This window comes from Bradyrhizobium sp. 215_C5_N1_1, from assembly GCF_052075935.1.
Lineage (GTDB): Bacteria > Pseudomonadota > Alphaproteobacteria > Rhizobiales > Xanthobacteraceae > Bradyrhizobium > Bradyrhizobium barranii.
This window is the reverse complement of sequence record NZ_CP197228.1, coordinates 1,791,279-1,806,933: the sequence shown is the minus strand read 5'-3', so window position 1 is coordinate 1,806,933 and position 15,655 is coordinate 1,791,279. Positions and strand designations below refer to the sequence as shown.

14 protein-coding genes are annotated in these 15,655 nt (G+C 64.4%); 6 read left to right on the top strand and 8 right to left on the bottom strand.

Annotated elements, in window-relative coordinates:
• Positions 1-2: 2 nt before the first annotated feature.
• A complete protein-coding gene (locus AB7G19_RS08480; protein ID WP_085405264.1) occupies positions 3-1,304 on the bottom strand; it encodes an MFS transporter in 1,302 nt (433 codons plus the stop codon).
• A 375-nt stretch (positions 1,305-1,679) separates the two neighbouring features.
• On the opposite strand from AB7G19_RS08480, the gene AB7G19_RS08475 reads away from it, so the two are divergent.
• From AB7G19_RS08475 to AB7G19_RS08465, 3 genes are read left to right on the top strand one after another with little or no spacing between them, the layout of a single operon-like run.
• Complete coding sequence (locus AB7G19_RS08475; RefSeq protein ID WP_135214840.1) at positions 1,680-2,894, top strand: ABC transporter substrate-binding protein; 1,215 nt, start codon at positions 1,680-1,682, stop codon at positions 2,892-2,894.
• Between the two features lie 7 nt (positions 2,895-2,901).
• Positions 2,902-4,635 carry an FAD-dependent oxidoreductase gene (locus tag AB7G19_RS08470; protein WP_085405266.1) on the top strand — a complete coding sequence of 578 codons (1,734 nt, stop codon included), beginning with the start codon at positions 2,902-2,904 and terminating at the stop codon, positions 4,633-4,635.
• Between the two features lie 19 nt (positions 4,636-4,654).
• Complete coding sequence (locus tag AB7G19_RS08465) at positions 4,655-5,449, top strand: IclR family transcriptional regulator (RefSeq protein ID WP_085405267.1); 795 nt, start codon at positions 4,655-4,657, stop codon at positions 5,447-5,449.
• Positions 5,450-5,455: 6 nt separating this feature from the next.
• Here AB7G19_RS08465 and AB7G19_RS08460 read toward each other — a convergent pair whose 3' ends face one another.
• Both AB7G19_RS08460 and AB7G19_RS08455 read right to left on the bottom strand, forming a co-directional pair.
• Positions 5,456-7,606, bottom strand: a complete 2,151-nt coding sequence (locus AB7G19_RS08460) for an ADP-ribosylglycohydrolase family protein (RefSeq protein ID WP_135214841.1) — start codon at positions 7,604-7,606, stop codon at positions 5,456-5,458.
• Positions 7,607-7,642: 36 nt separating this feature from the next.
• Positions 7,643-8,698, bottom strand: coding sequence for a LacI family DNA-binding transcriptional regulator (locus AB7G19_RS08455; protein ID WP_085405269.1), 1,056 nt, complete (start codon positions 8,696-8,698; stop codon positions 7,643-7,645).
• A 77-nt stretch (positions 8,699-8,775) separates the two neighbouring features.
• On the opposite strand from AB7G19_RS08455, the gene AB7G19_RS08450 reads away from it, so the two are divergent.
• Genes AB7G19_RS08450 through AB7G19_RS08440 form a run of 3 tightly spaced genes read left to right on the top strand, consistent with a single transcriptional unit; the run spans position 8,776 to position 11,795 of the window.
• On the top strand, positions 8,776-10,116 hold the full coding sequence (locus AB7G19_RS08450; RefSeq protein ID WP_063981357.1) for an ABC transporter substrate-binding protein: 1,341 nt from the start codon (positions 8,776-8,778) through the stop codon (positions 10,114-10,116).
• A gap of 6 nt (positions 10,117-10,122) precedes the next feature.
• Positions 10,123-10,971 (top strand): carbohydrate ABC transporter permease, encoded by an 849-nt coding sequence (locus tag AB7G19_RS08445; RefSeq protein ID WP_085405270.1) that lies wholly within the window; start codon positions 10,123-10,125, stop codon positions 10,969-10,971.
• Positions 10,968-11,795, top strand: a complete 828-nt coding sequence (locus AB7G19_RS08440; RefSeq protein ID WP_081369148.1) for a carbohydrate ABC transporter permease — start codon at positions 10,968-10,970, stop codon at positions 11,793-11,795. Before AB7G19_RS08445 ends, AB7G19_RS08440 begins: the two co-directional genes overlap by 4 nt.
• Positions 11,796-11,799: 4 nt before the next feature.
• Here the strand turns inward: AB7G19_RS08440 and AB7G19_RS08435 are convergent, their stop codons facing one another.
• The 5 genes from AB7G19_RS08435 to AB7G19_RS08415 form a co-directional block, all read right to left on the bottom strand.
• The gene (locus AB7G19_RS08435) at positions 11,800-12,579 is read right to left on the bottom strand and encodes an SDR family NAD(P)-dependent oxidoreductase (RefSeq protein ID WP_038934859.1); all 780 of its coding nucleotides are present in this window, start codon (positions 12,577-12,579) and stop codon (positions 11,800-11,802) included.
• 57 nt (positions 12,580-12,636) lie between these two features.
• Positions 12,637-13,227, bottom strand: coding sequence for a thiamine pyrophosphate-dependent enzyme (locus tag AB7G19_RS08430; protein ID WP_071910051.1), 591 nt, complete (start codon positions 13,225-13,227; stop codon positions 12,637-12,639).
• The gene (locus AB7G19_RS08425) at positions 13,227-13,769 is read right to left on the bottom strand and encodes a thiamine pyrophosphate-binding protein (protein ID WP_063981353.1); all 543 of its coding nucleotides are present in this window, start codon (positions 13,767-13,769) and stop codon (positions 13,227-13,229) included. The genes AB7G19_RS08430 and AB7G19_RS08425 overlap by 1 nt, the downstream gene beginning before the upstream one ends.
• 326 nt (positions 13,770-14,095) lie before the next feature.
• Positions 14,096-14,788 carry a GntR family transcriptional regulator gene (locus tag AB7G19_RS08420; protein WP_225005418.1) on the bottom strand — a complete coding sequence of 231 codons (693 nt, stop codon included), beginning with the start codon at positions 14,786-14,788 and terminating at the stop codon, positions 14,096-14,098.
• 120 nt (positions 14,789-14,908) lie between these two features.
• Positions 14,909-15,652, bottom strand: coding sequence for an aspartate/glutamate racemase family protein (locus tag AB7G19_RS08415; RefSeq protein ID WP_071910045.1), 744 nt, complete (start codon positions 15,650-15,652; stop codon positions 14,909-14,911).
• Between the last annotated feature and the right edge of the window lie 3 nt (positions 15,653-15,655).

Here is a 15,655-nt window from a genome sequence, read left to right as displayed (position 1 = left end):
CCTTACGACTTCAGCGCGTCGCGCGCCGTCTCCGGCGCCATCAGCGTCGCGATGATCGTGATGACCGACAGCGCGATGATGTAGACCGACACCGGCCAGTAGGCGCCGGCCCATGCGAGCAGCGCCGTTGCGATCAGCGGCGAGAAGCCGCCGCTCAGCGCCGCCGCGACATTGGCGCCCAGCGAGGCGCCGCTGTAGCGCACCTGGGTGCGGAACAGTTCCGGCATGAACGCCGCCTTCGGCCCGAACAGCAGGGCGTGCGTCAGCGTCATCGTGACGACGAGCGCGAACGTGATCAGCGCCGGCTCCCTGGTGTCGAGGAACCAGAACAGCGGAAACGCCAGCGCCACCGAGAACACCCCGCCGGCGAGATACAGCGCCCTGCGGCCGAAGATATCGGAGAGCCAGCCGGCGAGCGGCAGCGTCGCGAACTCGACGAGCGCGGCATAGACCACCGCGTTCAGGATCACCTGGCGAGGCAGGCCGAGTTTCGTCGTCGCATAGACCACGGTGAAGACGGTGAGGAGATAGGCGAGCCCGACCTCCGACACCGTGATGCCGATCGCGAGCAGAAAACTGCGCCAGTCGCGGCGCAGCACCTCCAGCACCGGCTGCGCCAGCACTTCCTTGCGCTCGACGACTTCCTTGAAATGCGGCGTTTCCGCGAGCTTGAGCCGCACGATGAAGCCGACGCCGACGAGCAGGATGCTGATCAGGAACGGCACGCGCCAGCCCCAGCTCAAAAAGTCCGCCTCGGGCAGTTGCGTCATCAGGCCGAAGATACCGGTTGAGGCGGCGACGCCGACCGGAAAGCCGATCTGAACTAGGCTGCCGTAGAAGCCGCGGCGATCACCGGCGTGCTCGATCACCATCACGACCGCGCCGCTCCATTCGCCCCCGAGCCCGATGCCCTGGACGAAGCGCAGGATGATGAGCAGGATCGGCGCCCAGACGCCGATCTGGCTGTAAGTCGGCAGGCAGCCGATCAGGAAGGTGCCGAGCCCCATCGCGATCATGGTCGCGACCAGCATGGTCTTGCGGCCGAGCCGGTCGCCGTAATGCCCGATGATCGCGCCGCCGATCGGACGCGCCACGAAGCCAACCGCATAGGTCGAGAACGCCACCAGCGTTCCGACGAAGGGATCGAAGCTCGGAAAGAACAGCTTGTTGAAGACAAGTGCAGCTGCCGTGCCGTAGATCAGGAAATCGTACCACTCGATCGCGGTGCCGAGTGCGCTCGCCCACACCACATGCGCCGTCGTCGATCTCTCCGTCGCCGCGGAGACCCCCGTTGCTGCCGTCATGCCCTGCCCCAAAAGATTCCTGGCGGCATCATGGCTAATCGCGATGGCGGTTGCAACCTGCGGAGGTGTGATCTCTGTGCGAGACTACGATGCGAGATTTTGCGCGTCGCTGCTCCCGCACTCCGTCATTGCGAGGAGCTCTTGCGACGAAGCAATCCAGGCTGCCTCCGCGGAGAAAGTCTGGATTGCTTCGCTGCGCTCGCAATGACGGGTGTGGCGGCAGTTGCGCGCACGCCTCCGGCAATGTCTCCCGGGCGACCATGGAACTCATCGACCCCCCTAATTCGCCATTGACAAACTCATTCGTTAATATCTAACTAACCGCCAACTGATAACCGGCCGCGCCAAGCGGCTCATAAAAGAGAGGGATCGACGATGAGAGGGCTTTTGGCCTGCACCTTGCTCGCGGCCATGACTTCGGCTGCCATGACCACGGCGGCGCGCGCGCAAGTCTCCGACGACGCGGTGCGGATCGGCGTGCTGACGGATCTGTCGAGCTGGGGCCGTGACAACAGCGGGCCGGGGTCGGTCGAAGCCGCCAAGATGGCGGTCGAGGAATTCGGGCCGACCGTACTCGGCAAACCGATCGAGATCATCAGCGCCGACCACCAGATGAAAACCGACGTCGGCGTACAGATCGTGCGCGGCTGGTTCGACAACGGCAAGGTCGACGCCGTCGTCGACATCCCCAACTCCGGCATCGCGATCGCCGTGCACAACATGGTGCGCGAGCGCAACAAGATCGCGCTGCTCTCCGGCCCCGGCGCGAGCTCGCTCACCGACGAGCTGTGCAGCCCGAACACCGTGCACTTCACCTACGATACCTACGCGCTGTCCAAGGTGACGGCCTCCGCCGTGATCAAGGAAGGCGGCAAGTCCTGGTACTTCATCACCGCGGACTACGCTTTCGGCCAGCAGCTCGAAAAGGACGCCACGCGGTTCATCAACGAGATGGGCGGCAAGGTGCTGGGCGGCGTGAAGCATCCGACCAACACAGCCGACTTCTCCTCCTTTGCGCTCCAGGCGCAGAGTTCGAAGGCCGACGTGGTGGCGTTCGCCAATGCCGGCCAGGACACCGACAACGCCATCAAGCAGTCCGGCGAGTTCGGCCTGGTACAGGGCGGCCAGAAGCTGGTCGGTCTCCTGATGTTCGACACCGACGTGCATGCGGTCGGCCTGAAGGCCGCGCAGGGCACCTACATGACAACGGCGTCCTACTGGAACATGGACGAGGCGACGCGCGCCTGGTCGAAGAAATTCTACGAGCGCACCAAGGTGATGCCGACCATGATCCAGACCGGCGTCTACGGTTCGGTGCTGCATTATCTGAAGGGCATCAAGGCCGCCGGCACCGACGACCCCGCCAAGGTGATGGCAAAGATGCGCGAGCTGCCGATCGAGGATACCTTCGTCCATGGCGGAAAATTGCGCGAGGACGGCCGCGTCATCCGCGACATGTATCTCGCCAAGGTGAAATCGCCCGAGCAGTCCAAGGAGCCGTGGGACTATCTGGAGATCGTCAAGACCGTGAAGGGTGAGGACGCCTTCCGCCCGGTCTCCGAATCCAAATGTCCGCTGCTGAAGAAATGAGGCCCGCATGACCGGCAACGAGCGCAACGCAATTGAGACTTACGAGTGCGATGTGCTCGTGGCCGGATCGGGTGCCTCCGGCATGTCGGCCGCGATCACCGCGGGTTATCGCGGCCTCGACGTGCTGATCGTCGAGAAGGAGCCGCGCTTCGGCGGCACCACCGCCCGCTCCGGCGGCTGGCTCTGGATCCCCGGCACCTCGCTGGCGAAGGCCTACGGCATCGAGGAGACGCCGGAGCAGGCCCGCACCTACTTGCGGCACGAAGCCGGCAACAACTTCGATGCCGCGCGGGTCGATGCATTCCTGAGTGCGGGTCCGGAAGCGGTCGATTTCTTCACCACCAGGACCGCGCTGCGCTTCGACATGCCGCTGGTGTTTCCCGACTATCACGCCGAAGCGCCGGGCGGCGCGCAGGGCGGCCGCTCCATGGTGACGCGCCCGTTCGACGGCCGCGAGCTCGGTGACCAGATCAAGACGCTGGGTATGCCGCTGCCCGAGCTGACCGTGTTCGGCATGATGCTCGGCTCCGGCAAGGAGATCATCCATTTCATGCGCGTGACGAAGTCGCTGACCTCGGCGGTATACGTCGCCAAGCGCCTGTCACGGCACCTGATAGACGTGCTGCGGTATGGCCGCGGCATGACCTTGACCAACGGCAACGCGCTCGCCGGGCGCCTCGCAAAATCCGCGCAGGATCTGAAGATTCCGATGTGGCTGTCCTCGCCGGTGCGCGAGCTCATAGTCGAGAACGGCGCGGTCACTGGCGCCATTGTGACTCGCGAAGGACGCGAGATCCGCATTCGCGCGCGCCAAGGCGTCGTTCTCGCTTGCGGCGGCTTCCCGCATGACGTCGAACGCCGCAAGAAGATGTTTCCACACGCACCGACCGGCCATGAGCACTATTCGCCGGGACCGACCGGCAACACCGGCGACGGCCTGCGCCTTGCAGAGAGCGCTGGCGGGCACGTCGAGGATCGCCTGCCGAACGCGGCGGCCTGGGTGCCGGTGTCGGTGACCAAACGCAAGGATGGTTCGAGCGGCGTGATGCCGCATTTCATCGACCGCGCCAAACCTGGCGTGATCGCGGTGATGCGGGACGGCAAGCGCTTTGCCAATGAGGGCAATTCCTATCACGACTTCGTCCAGGCCATGATCAAGGCCGCGAAGCCCGGCGAGGAGATTGCGGCGTATCTCGTCTGCGATCACCCGACGCTGCGCAAATACGGCCTCGGCTGCGTGCCGCCGTTCCCGATGCCGCTCGGTCATCACCTCGATACCGGCTATCTCATGCGTGGCGACACGCTGGAGGCGCTCGCGGCAAAGGCCGGCATCGATGCGACGGCGTTCACCGAGACGGTCAGGCAGTTCAATGCGACTGCGCCGCAAGGGCACGACGCCGCCTTCGGCAAAGGTTCAAAAGCCTATAACCGCTACCAGGGCGACGCCATGCACGGCCCGAATCCCTGCATCGCACCGATCAAGAACGGCCCGTTCTACGCCATCAAGATGGTGATCGGCGATCTCGGCACCTATGCCGGCATCGTCACCGACGAGAACGCGCGGGCGCTGGACGCCGAAGGCCGGGTGATTCCCGGGCTCTATGCCGCGGGCAACGACATGGCGAGCATCATGGGCGGCAATTATCCCGGTGCCGGCATCACGCTTGGGCCGGCGCTGACCTTCGGCTACATTGCCGGCCGTCATCTCGCCGACAGCGCCGCCAAGCGCAACGCGGCGTAAGCCACGCGCCAGGAGACGCATGAAGAGAGAAAGCCGCGGCATCCAGTCGATCGAGGTCGGCGGAGAATTGCTTCGCGCGCTCGCGAGATGCGGCGAGCCGATGATGCTGCGCGATCTCGCGCGCGAGGCCGGCATGACGCCGGCCAAGGCGCATCCCTATCTCGCCAGCTTCTCCCGCATCGGGCTGATCGAGCAGGACGAGACCACCGGCCGCTACGAGATCGGCGCGCTGGCGCTGGAGCTCGGCCTGATCAGCCTGCGCCGCCTCTCCGGCGTGCGGATCGCGCGTCCGAAGATCGCAGGCCTCGCGAGCCAGATCGGCCATGCCGTCTCGCTCGCGGTCTGGGGCACCCACGGCCCGACCGTGGTGCAACTGGAGGAGCCCGGCCAGCCCGTGCACATCGTGATGCGCGCTGGTTCGGTCATGGCGCTGCTGGAGACGGCTACAGGCCGGGCGTTTGCTGCCTTCCTACCGGAGAAGACGATCAACGCCGCGCTCGAGAGCGGCCTCGACCGTCATGGCGTCGGCTACAATCCGAAGCGGGCGGTGAAGGGCGCGAAGGTCGCCGAGATGCTCACGGAGGTCCGCAAGCACGGCCTCGCCCGCGCGCTCGGCGATCCCCTGCCCGGCGTCAATGCATTCTCGGCACCGGTATTCGACCATTCCGGCCATGTCGCGCTGGTGATCACCGCGATGGGGCCGGAAGGCACTTTTGATGCGCGCTGGGACAGCCCCATTGCCCATGCCCTGCGCGACTGCGCCGGTGGGATCTCGAAGCGGCTGGGCTACGGGATGACGATCGCGGCGGAGTGAGGCCTGTTAGGCCGGCGACACGCGCACCTCCTCCGCGGAGATCGATCCGCTGTCGACGACGAGCGCGACGGCGCCGCTGGTCAATGGGAGATCGCCCGTGTCCTGAACGCTGAAGAGTTTTTTACCATCGACATGGGCTTCGATGTCGGTTCCGGCCACGCGCAGCTCAATCCGATATCTCCGGTCGAGCTGCCAGTCGAAGCGTTCGCTGGCGAGCACGAGTTCGTCATGCACGCGCTTGACCAAACGGACGCGGCCGCCCTCGGCACGGTCGAACATCAGCGCGTAATAGCGCTCGCGTCCCTGCACCCGCGCCGCGAGGCCCCAGGCGTTCGCCAGCAGCGGCATGATCTCGGACGTTACGCGATAATCCTTCCAGTCGCGCGTACCTTGCGCGATGAAGCCAAGCCCGTCGCCATTGGTAACGCGCAGGCCCTCCCAGCGGGTCTGGAACTGGCTGACATTGTTGACCCAGGCGTGCTTCCACATCGTGCTCAGATTGTTGTCCGGCCGTTTCAGCACGGTGTCAGGCGCGCCACCCCAGGTCAGATAGTCGAGATAGAGCGTGCCATCGACGCCGAGCGGATCGCGCGTTTCGATCTCCACCCCGATCTCGAAGATCGGATAGGCATGGGTCTCCGGCACCTCCCAGCTCAGCACGGCGTGACAGCCGCCGGTCAGTTCCTGCGCATCGCCGTAGATCTGGATCAGCTCGTCGTGCTCGTCATAGACGCTGGAAAACAGTCGCACCGCCACGGTGCCGCTATCCGCTTCCGATTCAATCCGGCACTCCACCCGTTGCCCCGAATACAGCGTCGGACAGGCCACAAGCTGGTAGGTCGGCATCGTAAACACCTCCTTGTCGAAGAAGGTGGGGCTCGCAACGCGTGCCACGCGTCCGGGCGCCAGACGGCGGAAGTCGATCGCCAGACTCCGCTCCCCAGTGCGGCTGTGGCCGGCGACATTGCTGAGCTCGACCTCGTGGAGCCGTGCGGGCGAGCCGCCCTTCACGTGGAAGCCCTGCAGGCTGCCCGGAAAGTTGAAGTTGAAGCGCGCGCCGTCCTTGGCGACCGCCAGCGCCGGCGCACCGGCGAGCGCAAGCCCGGCCGCGACCAGCGACTGCGTCTCGATCACGGCGTCGGAGATCGCAGCGCCACCATCGGCCGTCGAGATGTACATGCGGTCGGCGATGGGGGTGCGGAAGTCCGGCCCGGCGTCGAGGCCGGCAAGTCCGGTGCGGATGCCGAACAGGCAGCCGACATTGCCGGCATTGCAGTCGGTATCCCAGCCGGCCGTGTTGGCGATGCGCATCGCCTCCTGAAAGCTGTTCCCGCCGTAGAGCGTCGCCAGAATGATCAGCGCGTGGTTGGGCACGACATGGCAATTGCCGAGGAATTTGTCGTAGCCGTAACGTTCGGCGATCAGCGCACGGGTCCGTTCCCAGTCGTTGCCGTTGTCGCCGGCGTGCCATTCCCGGACGTCGTTGACGACGCGCCGGATCAGCGCGTCCTTCGGCACGAAGCCGAGCCCGACATCGATCAGCTTCTGCACGTCGTGCTCGACGAAGGCCAGCGCCTCCATCGCCGCGAGCAGTTTTGCGGCATGCACGGATTCACCATCATGGCTCACGCGCCCGGCCTGCTCGGCCAGATAAGCGGCCTGCTCCGGATTACCCGGGCTCACCATCGCCCAGCCGTCGATGAAGATTTGCGCACCGATCTGCTCGGCTACGGTCGTGCCGTTCAGCGCAATCGAGCCGCTCTGCGGCGCCGGGATACCGGACTTCAGCCGCAGATAGGCGGTGTGCTCGGTGGAATTGCCGATGCCACCCCACCACAGGATGGCGCGCTCCTCGACGATGTAGTTCAGCCAGGCTTGCCCGATCTGCCTCGAGGTGAGACGCTTCGGATAGCCATTGTCGGCAAGCGCGCGGGGAAACGCAAACGTGCCGGAGACGTCGTCGTCGGTGACGACGAGATGATGGGATCGCAACGCGACGTCACGACGCTCGTTGACATAGTAGTTGATCGGCCCGAGCTCCTTCATGATACGCTCATAGGTCCAGCCCTCGAAGGGCCGGCCGAGGTAGACACCGATGAGCTTGCCAAGCACGCCGGCATAGACCCGCTCCGCGTAGTCATGAGGAATAGCTGTCACGAGTTCACTCCCATATCCAATTGCTTGGCCCGCGGGTCAGACCGACGAGCGCTTCATGATCTCGAATTTCAATTCATGGCTCTGGCCCGGCGCCGCGAGCCCGCCCGGTTGCAACCGCTTGACCAGCGTCTCCGCCGCAAGCGCGCCGAGATCGAACTCCGGTTGCCGCACCGTGGTGAGCCCGAGCAGCTTTGCGACCGGGATATCGTCGAAGCCGGCGATTGCAATGTCGCTGGGGATCGAGAGCCCGGCTGCACGCGCCGCCTCCATCGCACCGAGCGCCAGCACGTCGCTCGCGCCGAACACGGCGGTCGGGCGATCGCCCTTTCTTTCGAGCAGCCGCTTCATCGCCCGCGCGCCGGATTCCTCGGAATAGGCGCTATCGGTAATGAAATCTGGCGCAAGTCCTGCTTCCCGCATCACCGCGCCGTAACCCTGCGCGCGCCGCTGACTCGGGCCGAACTCGGCCTGGATCATGGCAATGCGCCGATGCCCGCGCGCAATCAGAAGTCGCGTCATTTCCGCGGCCGCTTCGGCATTGTCGATATAGACGCTGTCGATCGCGAGCGGTCCGTCCGGCTTGTGCTGGCTCTCCAGCCGCACCAGCGGGATGCCCTTACGCGCGAGCACGGCGAGCTGGGGCGCCCGCAGATGAAAGAACGTTGCGACGACGCCGTCGGCCCGTCCCTGGAGCAGCCAGTCGATGGCGCGGGCCTCGCCTTCCGGCCGCCCGTCGGTGTCGAAGATCAGGACGTCATAGCCAGCCGGCGCCGCGACCGTCTGCAATCCCCGGACGAGGCCTGGATAGAACGGATTGGTGATATCTGGAATGACACAGGCAAACGTCATGGTCCGCGCGCTGCGCAGCATCCGCGCCGGATGGTTCGGCTGATAACCCAGCTCCTGTGCGACCTGAAGAATGCGCGTGCGCGTCGCAGGCGGAACGGACGGCGTCTCCGTCTTGTTCAGGACAAGCGACACCGCGGCCTGCGAAACACCGGCCGCGAGCGCGATATCCTTCTGCGTGGGGCGGGCTGGCGCCTGTTTGTCGCGCCCCTTCCCCCGCTTCGTCCTCGTTGTTGACGTCGCCATTTGGCTTAGTTATACGTATTACTAAAGGAAAATCAACAATCACCGCCAATGACCTGAGGAAACCGAGGTTCATCGCCATGACCATGACCCGACGCCAGCTTGTTGCCGCCATCCCCGCTGCCGCGCTTGCCGTTAGCTTGCCGCGCGACGTTCGCGCCGAGGACGGGCGCAAGGTCGTGACTTTCTGGTTCGGCCAGGCGAATTCGGACGGCCAGGCCGCGCTGCGCAACGATTTGGTCGAGGCGTTCAACGCCTCGCAGGACAAATATCTGCTCCAGCTCGAGGTGAAGGGCGCCGCCGTCAACAACCTCCTGAAGGTCGCACTCGTCGCCGGTAACGGCCCGGACATCGTGCAGACAGCGGGTCCCGCCTATCTCACCGCGATCGCGAATGCCGGCCAGGTGCTGCCGCTCGACGATTTCGCCGAGAAGTACAAGTGGAAGGATCGCTTCCTGGCACCGCTGCTCAACACCAGCGTCTACGGCGGCAAGCTCTACGCGCTGCCGCGCGACTACGAGTCGATGCACCTGTTCTATAACAAGGAGCTGTTCAAGCAGAACGGCTGGAAGCAGCCGACCAACCGGCAGGAGATGGAGGCGATCGCAGACGCAGCGCTCGCCAAAGGCATCATCCCCTTCGGCGCCGGCAATGCCGACTGGAAGGGCGTGAACGAGTGGCTGATGACGGTGTTCTTCAACAACGTCGCTGGCCCCGACAACGTGCGCAAGGCACTTGCCGGCGAACTGCCCTGGACCGCGCCGCCGTTCGTCGAGGCGGTCGAACTGTCAAAGGCGTGGTACAACAAGGGCTATTTCGGCAAGAACTATTTCTCGCTGACCATCGAGCAGAGCTTCCTCCAGGTCGTCAACGCCAAGGCGGCGATGGCGTTCAGCGGCACCTGGTCGTTCGGCACCAAATCCTACGGCATGTCGAAGCCCGATACCGTGATGGACGTCATGCCGACGCCGACCCTCGGCTCGGCCTTCACGGGATCACTGGTACATCTCGCCTGCGGCGCGACGCTGTCGATCGCCAAGAACTCGCAGAATGCGGAAGGCGCAGCCGCAGTGTTCGAGTTCATGCTGACGCGCAAGTTCTACGAGACCATGAACCGCGACTGGCCCGGCAAATGGGCACTCCCGGTGAAGGACCTGCCGCCGGACATGCTCCAGGGCATCGGCTATCCCCTATTCGAGAAGACGATCGCGAATCTGCACGAAGCGTTCAGCAAGGGGCAGTACGGCTTCACCACCTGGACGTTCTGGCCCGGCGCCACCAACTCCTATCTGATCGAAGGCATCGAGCAGGTCTGGCTCAACAAGATTACGCCGGACGCTTACCTCACGCGGATGCAGACGCTCTTCAGCCAGGAAGCAAAGGAAGGCAAGGTGCCGCCGCTGCCGCCGCGGACGGCCTGACGCACGATGTGGCTCTTCGCGCTTCCAGCGCTCCTGATTAACGTCTGCATCATCCTGGTTCCCGCCGTGCTGACATTCACGGCGGCGTTCTTCATGTGGGACGGTGTCGGAAAGCCGGCGTGGGCGGGACTGGCCAACTTCCAGAACATGTTCGCCGATCCCGTGTTCTGGTCGGCGCTGACAAATAACTTCATCTGGACGGCGATCTTCCTCACCGTGCCGGTCTGCCTCGCGCTCGTGATGGCAGCCGCGCTGCTGATGGCGCCGAAGGCGCGCATCGTGGTCCAGTCCATCATCTTCCTGCCGCGCATCATCGCTGTCGCAGTCACGGGCCGCATCTTTCAGGGCATGATCTTCAGCCCCGCGACCGGCGTCGTCGCCTGGTTGAACGAGCACGGCTTTTCGATCTCCGATCCCCTCGCCGATCCCGACCGCTCGCTCTATGCTGTGGCCGCGGTCGACATCTGGCACTGGTGGGGATTTCTCGCGGTCGTGTTCCTGTCGGCGATGCGGCAGATCAGCATCGACCAGATCGAAGCCGCGCGGCTCGACGGAGCCGGCTTCTTTGCTTTGTTCCGCTACGTTCTGATCCCGGGCATCCGCCCGACCCTGACCTTGATGCTGATCCTGACCGTGATCTGGTCGTTCCAGGTCTTCGAATTCATCTTCATCGTCACCCGCGGCGGCCCCGCCTATGGCAGCGAGGTGCTGGCGACGTTTGCCTACCGCCACGCCTTCTTCGAAGGCGACGTCGGCCAGGCTGCAGCCGCCGCCTGCGTCATGAGCCTGTTCGGCCTGTGTGCCACCGCCGTCTATCTCTGGCTCCAGATCACCGACGACGCGCAATCGACATGATCGGGGATCGCTGGAGCAGGACATTCAGCCTCGGGCTGATCGGCATCGCATCGTTCAGCTCGCTGCTGCCGATCGTGCTCGCCGTGATGAACGCACTGAAGACGACGGTCGAGATCGGCAGCAATCCGCTCGCGCTGCCGACCCAGTTGCACTGGGAGAATTTTTCCTCCGCCTGGCGCAACGCCCAACTCGGCCCGAGCCTGCTGCACAGTGCCGAAGTCGCGATCCTGACCATTCTGATGGTGTGCGTCACCGCGACGCCCTGCGCCTATGTGCTTGCGCGGCAGAAGGGAAAATTCTGGCGCTTCATCACCTTCTACTTCATGGCCACGATCACCGTGCCCGTGCAGCTCTATCTCTACCCGCTCTACTTCATCTTCGCGAAGCTCGGGCTGGTCAATTCGATCCCCGCGGTGGCGCTGATCTACACGGCGATGTTCTCGCCGTTTGCGATTTTCCTCTTGCGCACCTACGCGCTCGCGATTCCCGTCGCGCTCGAGGAAGCAGCCCAAGTTGACGGCGCAAAGCCGTGGCAGACCTTCTGGTACGTGATCCTGCCGATGATGCGGCCCGGGCTGCTCACGGTCGCCATCATCGTCGGGCTGAACGCCTGGAACGAGTTCGTCATCGCCGTGACGTTCCTGCAGAACGACAGCAACGTCACCGCGATCGTGCGCTTCTACAATCTGACCGGCCAGTATTCGACCGACTGGGGCGAGATGCTGGCCGCAGCCGTCACCATCGTGCTGCCGATCGTTGCGATCTTCGTGCTGCTGCAGCGTCAGTTCATCGACGGCATGACGTCGGGCGCGGTGAAGTCTTGAAGCCCTACTTCTCCTTCACCGGCACCGTGTAGTTCAGGATCAACCGCCCGCCATCCGGATAGATCGTCTGCCCGGTGATGTAAGACGCATCATCACTCGCCAGGAACGCCACGACGGAGGCCACCTCGCTCGGCTCACCGCCGCGACCCGCCGGCGTGCGTGACATCACCGTCTTGCGGGCATCCTCCGAGGTGTAGATGGACGACGCCACCATGTCGGTCAAAATCGTGCCCGGCCCGACCGCCACGACGCGGATGTTGTGCGGAGCGAGCGCGACGGCGGCGACCGAGGTCAGCTGCTTCATGCCGCCCTTGGAGATGGCGTAGGTCGCAAGCGTCGGGATCGCCAGCAGCGCGTTCACCGAGGACATGTTGATGATGACCCCGCCGCCGCCCTGCGCGATCATCTGCTTGGCCGCCGCCTGGACGCCGAAGAACGCGCCCTTCAGATTGATGCCGATGATTTCGTCGAATTCCTCTTCCGAAATCTCCAGGATGTCGCGGTTGCGGGCGACGCCGGCATTGTTGACCATGATGTCGAGCCGGCCGAATTCCCTGACCGCGGTCGCCACCGCGCGATCGACGTCCGCACGCCGCGCGACGTGACATGGCACGGCATACAATTCCTTGGGCTTGCCCAGCTCGTTGACCGTCTTCTCGAGCTCATCCGTATCGACGTCCGAGATGACGACCTTGACGCCGTCGTCGAGGAACCGCTTTGCGCACGCCTTGCCGATGCCGCGCGCTGCGCCGGTGATGACGGCGACCTTGCCGGATAGTTTCATGGGTCTCACTCCAGGATAGCTGCTTGGGCAGCGAGCTATCCCGGAGAGGACCCCGGTTCAAGCCGCCGCGAAGCCGAGATGAGCACGGAACCGGTTCTTGATAAAGACGGCATCGCGCGAGGGCAGCGAGCGCGGCGGATTTTCCGCCAGAACCTTGATGACAAAAAGCCGCGGGCCGTCGGCCGGTCCGGCGATCTGCGCGGCGAGGCGCTGCACCTCCTCGAGCGTCCGCACGGTCCCGGTCGCGGCGAAGCCGCAGGCGGCGGCAATTGCCGTGAGATCGACGCCGCGGCCGGTGTGGCTCGCCTGCATGCCGGTCTCGCCAAAATGCTGATTGTCGATCACGACGATGTCGAGATTGCGCGGACGCGCGACGCCGATGGTGGCGATGCCGCCGAGACCCATCAACTGCTCGCCATCGCCCGTCAACGCAAGGACGCGCTTGCCCGGCTGCGCCTGCGCGAGCCCAAGCGCGATCAACGCGGCACCACCCATTGCGCCCCAGAGATAAAAATTGCCGTCGTGATCCCCCACGGAATGCAGGTCGTAGGTGGGCGAGCCGAGACCGGAGACGACCAGCGTGTCCTTGCGGTCCTTCAGGAGCGCGGCGACAGCGGCGCGACGATCGAGTTGAGCTTGCATCGGCATCACCACTTCTTCTTGCCGATCAGGCGCTGCCCGATCAGGACCGCAATCTGCTGATCGGACTCGTAGGCGAGCGATGCCGCCGATTCGACGGTCTCGACCAGATCCTCCGCCGTCTCCGCGCGCATCACTTTCAGGCCGATCGCTTCCAGCGACGGCTGCGTCGCCCGGCTCATCGGCACCTGCCACGGATTGAATTCGGCCCATTCGCCGCGCATGGTCACCAGCATCAGCAGCGGAAAGCGCCCGATCGCCGACAGCGACAGCATGTTGATGCAATTGCCGACGCCGCTCGACTGCATCAGCAGCACGCTGCGCTGACCGCCGAGCCAGGCGCCGGCGGCGATGGCGATGCCCTCCTCCTCGGTCGTCAGCACGTTGGTGGTGACGTCGCGGTCGGCCGAGAACATGCGGATGAGCTGGCTGTGGCCGGCATCCGGCACGTAGGACATCTGCCTGACGTCGGCGGCTTTGAGGATACGATAGAGCTCGGACGGCCAGTCGTCGCTGCTGCGCGTTTCAGGATTCGGTTGAGGGCTGTGCACCGCGAGGTCTCCGTGAAATTCGAGCGGACCCTAGCGATTATTCCGCGCGACGGCTCTGACCGTCTGGCACGATCAGGTATTGAAGGATTGTATAGCTGCCTTTTCCGTTGTCGCCTGGACCAGAGCACGATGCGCATGACTGCGCCCTCTCCCCTTGTGGGAGAGGGCATCACCGCAGGAAGATACAAACTCATTGGGGTGAGGGGTATCTCTCGGCGCATTCATATGCATCGATATGCGCGGAGAGATACCCCTCATCCGGCGCTTCGCGCCACCTTCTCCCACAAGGGGAGAAGGGAAGAGACACTGTCGCTTGGACTAGCGACTCAATTCGCCGCAGACCTCGCCGCAGCCGGCATGTAGATCTGCGCGTAGCCTTCCTTGATCGCCGAGGTGATGCGATCCAATCGGCGGTCGATGTGCTTCTCCAGCACCGAGACGCAGGCCTCTTCGTCGCGCGCTTTCAGTCCTTCGACGACAGCGCGGTGCTCGGCCTGGGTGTTGGAGCGGTTGATGCGGTCCATGTCGATCCAGCGCACGAAGCGGATGCGGGCGTTGACGTTGCGCAGCACGCGCAGCATCTCGGCGTTGTTCGACATCCCCATCAGCCGCTCGTGAAAGGTCTCGTCGAGTTCGACCAGCTCCACCGACGAACGCTCGCCGGGATCGGGACCGGTGGCTTCGAGGAATTTCAGGAGCGCGTCGATGTCCTCGTCCCTGGCGCGCTTGATGGCAAGGCGGATCGAGGCGACCTCGATCGACTTGCGCAGCTCGTAGAGATCGAAGATCTCGTGCGCGTCGAGCTCGCGGCAGAAGAAGCCCTTGCCCGGCGTGAAGCGCAGGAAGCCTTCGGTGTTGAGACGGTTGAGCGCTTCGCGCAGCGGCGTGCGGCTGACGCCGAGGCGTTTTGCCAGCTCGCCCTCGTTGAGCCGTTCGCCCGGCTTGAACTCATAGCTCACGGCCATCGCCTTGAGCTGTTCATAGACGCGATCGACGATACTATCGGAAGCCAGTTCCACGTTGCTCTTCATAAGCTGCATTCATGCCCGAACACAGCCCAATATACCGGGGCTGCATGGACGATTGCAATCCAAACAGCTGCCTAGCACATCTTGTGCATAGCTTTGCGACAGCCGGGCTCAGGCAAACGCGCGCGGGCGCAGTCCAGCATGAAACCAGGTGATCATGGAATAGATGTCGTAGACCGGCAGGCCAACTTCGGCCTGCAGAGCTGCCGCATAAGGCGGCATGTTGGTGCATTCGAGCACGATGGCGCCGACATCCGGATTTTTCGCGACCAGCTCCTTGCCCGCCTCGACCACGTCACGCTCGGCCTGGGCCACATCCATGTCATCCTTCTCGGCCTTGATCAGGACGCGAAAGAATTCCTTGCCGTGCTCGGTGCCGACCAGTGGCGTATCGAGCGGCACGCCGGCGCCTTCGAGATGGGCCGGCGTCAAGGTCGAACCTGATACCGTGACGAGGCCGACGCGCTTGCCTGGCGGCAAGGTCGCCTGCACCCACGGCACCTGCATCAGCGACGAGGTCGCAACGGGAACGCCGACGGCGGCCGCGATCTCCTTCTGAAACAGCGAGAGGAAGCCGCAATTGGTGGTGATGGCTTCCGCGCCCAACCGGACCAGATCCTTCGCCGCCTCGATGAAATCCGGCAGCAGGCCGGCGGCGCCCTTCAGCACCACCTTCTCCGGCGACGCGCCGCTCACCACGCGATAGAGCACGGGGAACGGCCAGGTCGTGCCGTTGCCCATGTCGCCGGGAATGCGGGGAAAGCGCGCTTCCAGCATCAAAATGCCGAGCGGCGCGCCATAGATGGCCTTGCCGCCGCGGGCGATGCGAGAGGACGAGTTGGCTGGATAGGTCATGGT

Excerpts from the sequence above, each read along its gene's own strand:
- AB7G19_RS08480 (WP_085405264.1), bottom strand. The coding sequence starts at position 1,304 with ATGACGGCAGCAACGGGGGTCTCCGCGGCGACGGAGAGATCGACGACG.
- AB7G19_RS08475 (WP_135214840.1), top strand. The coding sequence starts at position 1,680 with ATGAGAGGGCTTTTGGCCTGCACCTTGCTCGCGGCCATGACTTCGGCT.
- AB7G19_RS08470 (WP_085405266.1), top strand. The coding sequence starts at position 2,902 with ATGACCGGCAACGAGCGCAACGCAATTGAGACTTACGAGTGCGATGTG.
- AB7G19_RS08465 (WP_085405267.1), top strand. The coding sequence starts at position 4,655 with ATGAAGAGAGAAAGCCGCGGCATCCAGTCGATCGAGGTCGGCGGAGAA.
- AB7G19_RS08455 (WP_085405269.1), bottom strand. The coding sequence starts at position 8,698 with ATGGCGACGTCAACAACGAGGACGAAGCGGGGGAAGGGGCGCGACAAA.
- AB7G19_RS08450 (WP_063981357.1), top strand. The coding sequence starts at position 8,776 with ATGACCATGACCCGACGCCAGCTTGTTGCCGCCATCCCCGCTGCCGCG.
- AB7G19_RS08445 (WP_085405270.1), top strand. The coding sequence starts at position 10,123 with ATGTGGCTCTTCGCGCTTCCAGCGCTCCTGATTAACGTCTGCATCATC.
- AB7G19_RS08440 (WP_081369148.1), top strand. The coding sequence starts at position 10,968 with ATGATCGGGGATCGCTGGAGCAGGACATTCAGCCTCGGGCTGATCGGC.
- AB7G19_RS08435 (WP_038934859.1), bottom strand. The coding sequence starts at position 12,579 with ATGAAACTATCCGGCAAGGTCGCCGTCATCACCGGCGCAGCGCGCGGC.
- AB7G19_RS08430 (WP_071910051.1), bottom strand. The coding sequence starts at position 13,227 with ATGCCGATGCAAGCTCAACTCGATCGTCGCGCCGCTGTCGCCGCGCTC.
- AB7G19_RS08415 (WP_071910045.1), bottom strand. The coding sequence starts at position 15,652 with ATGACCTATCCAGCCAACTCGTCCTCTCGCATCGCCCGCGGCGGCAAG.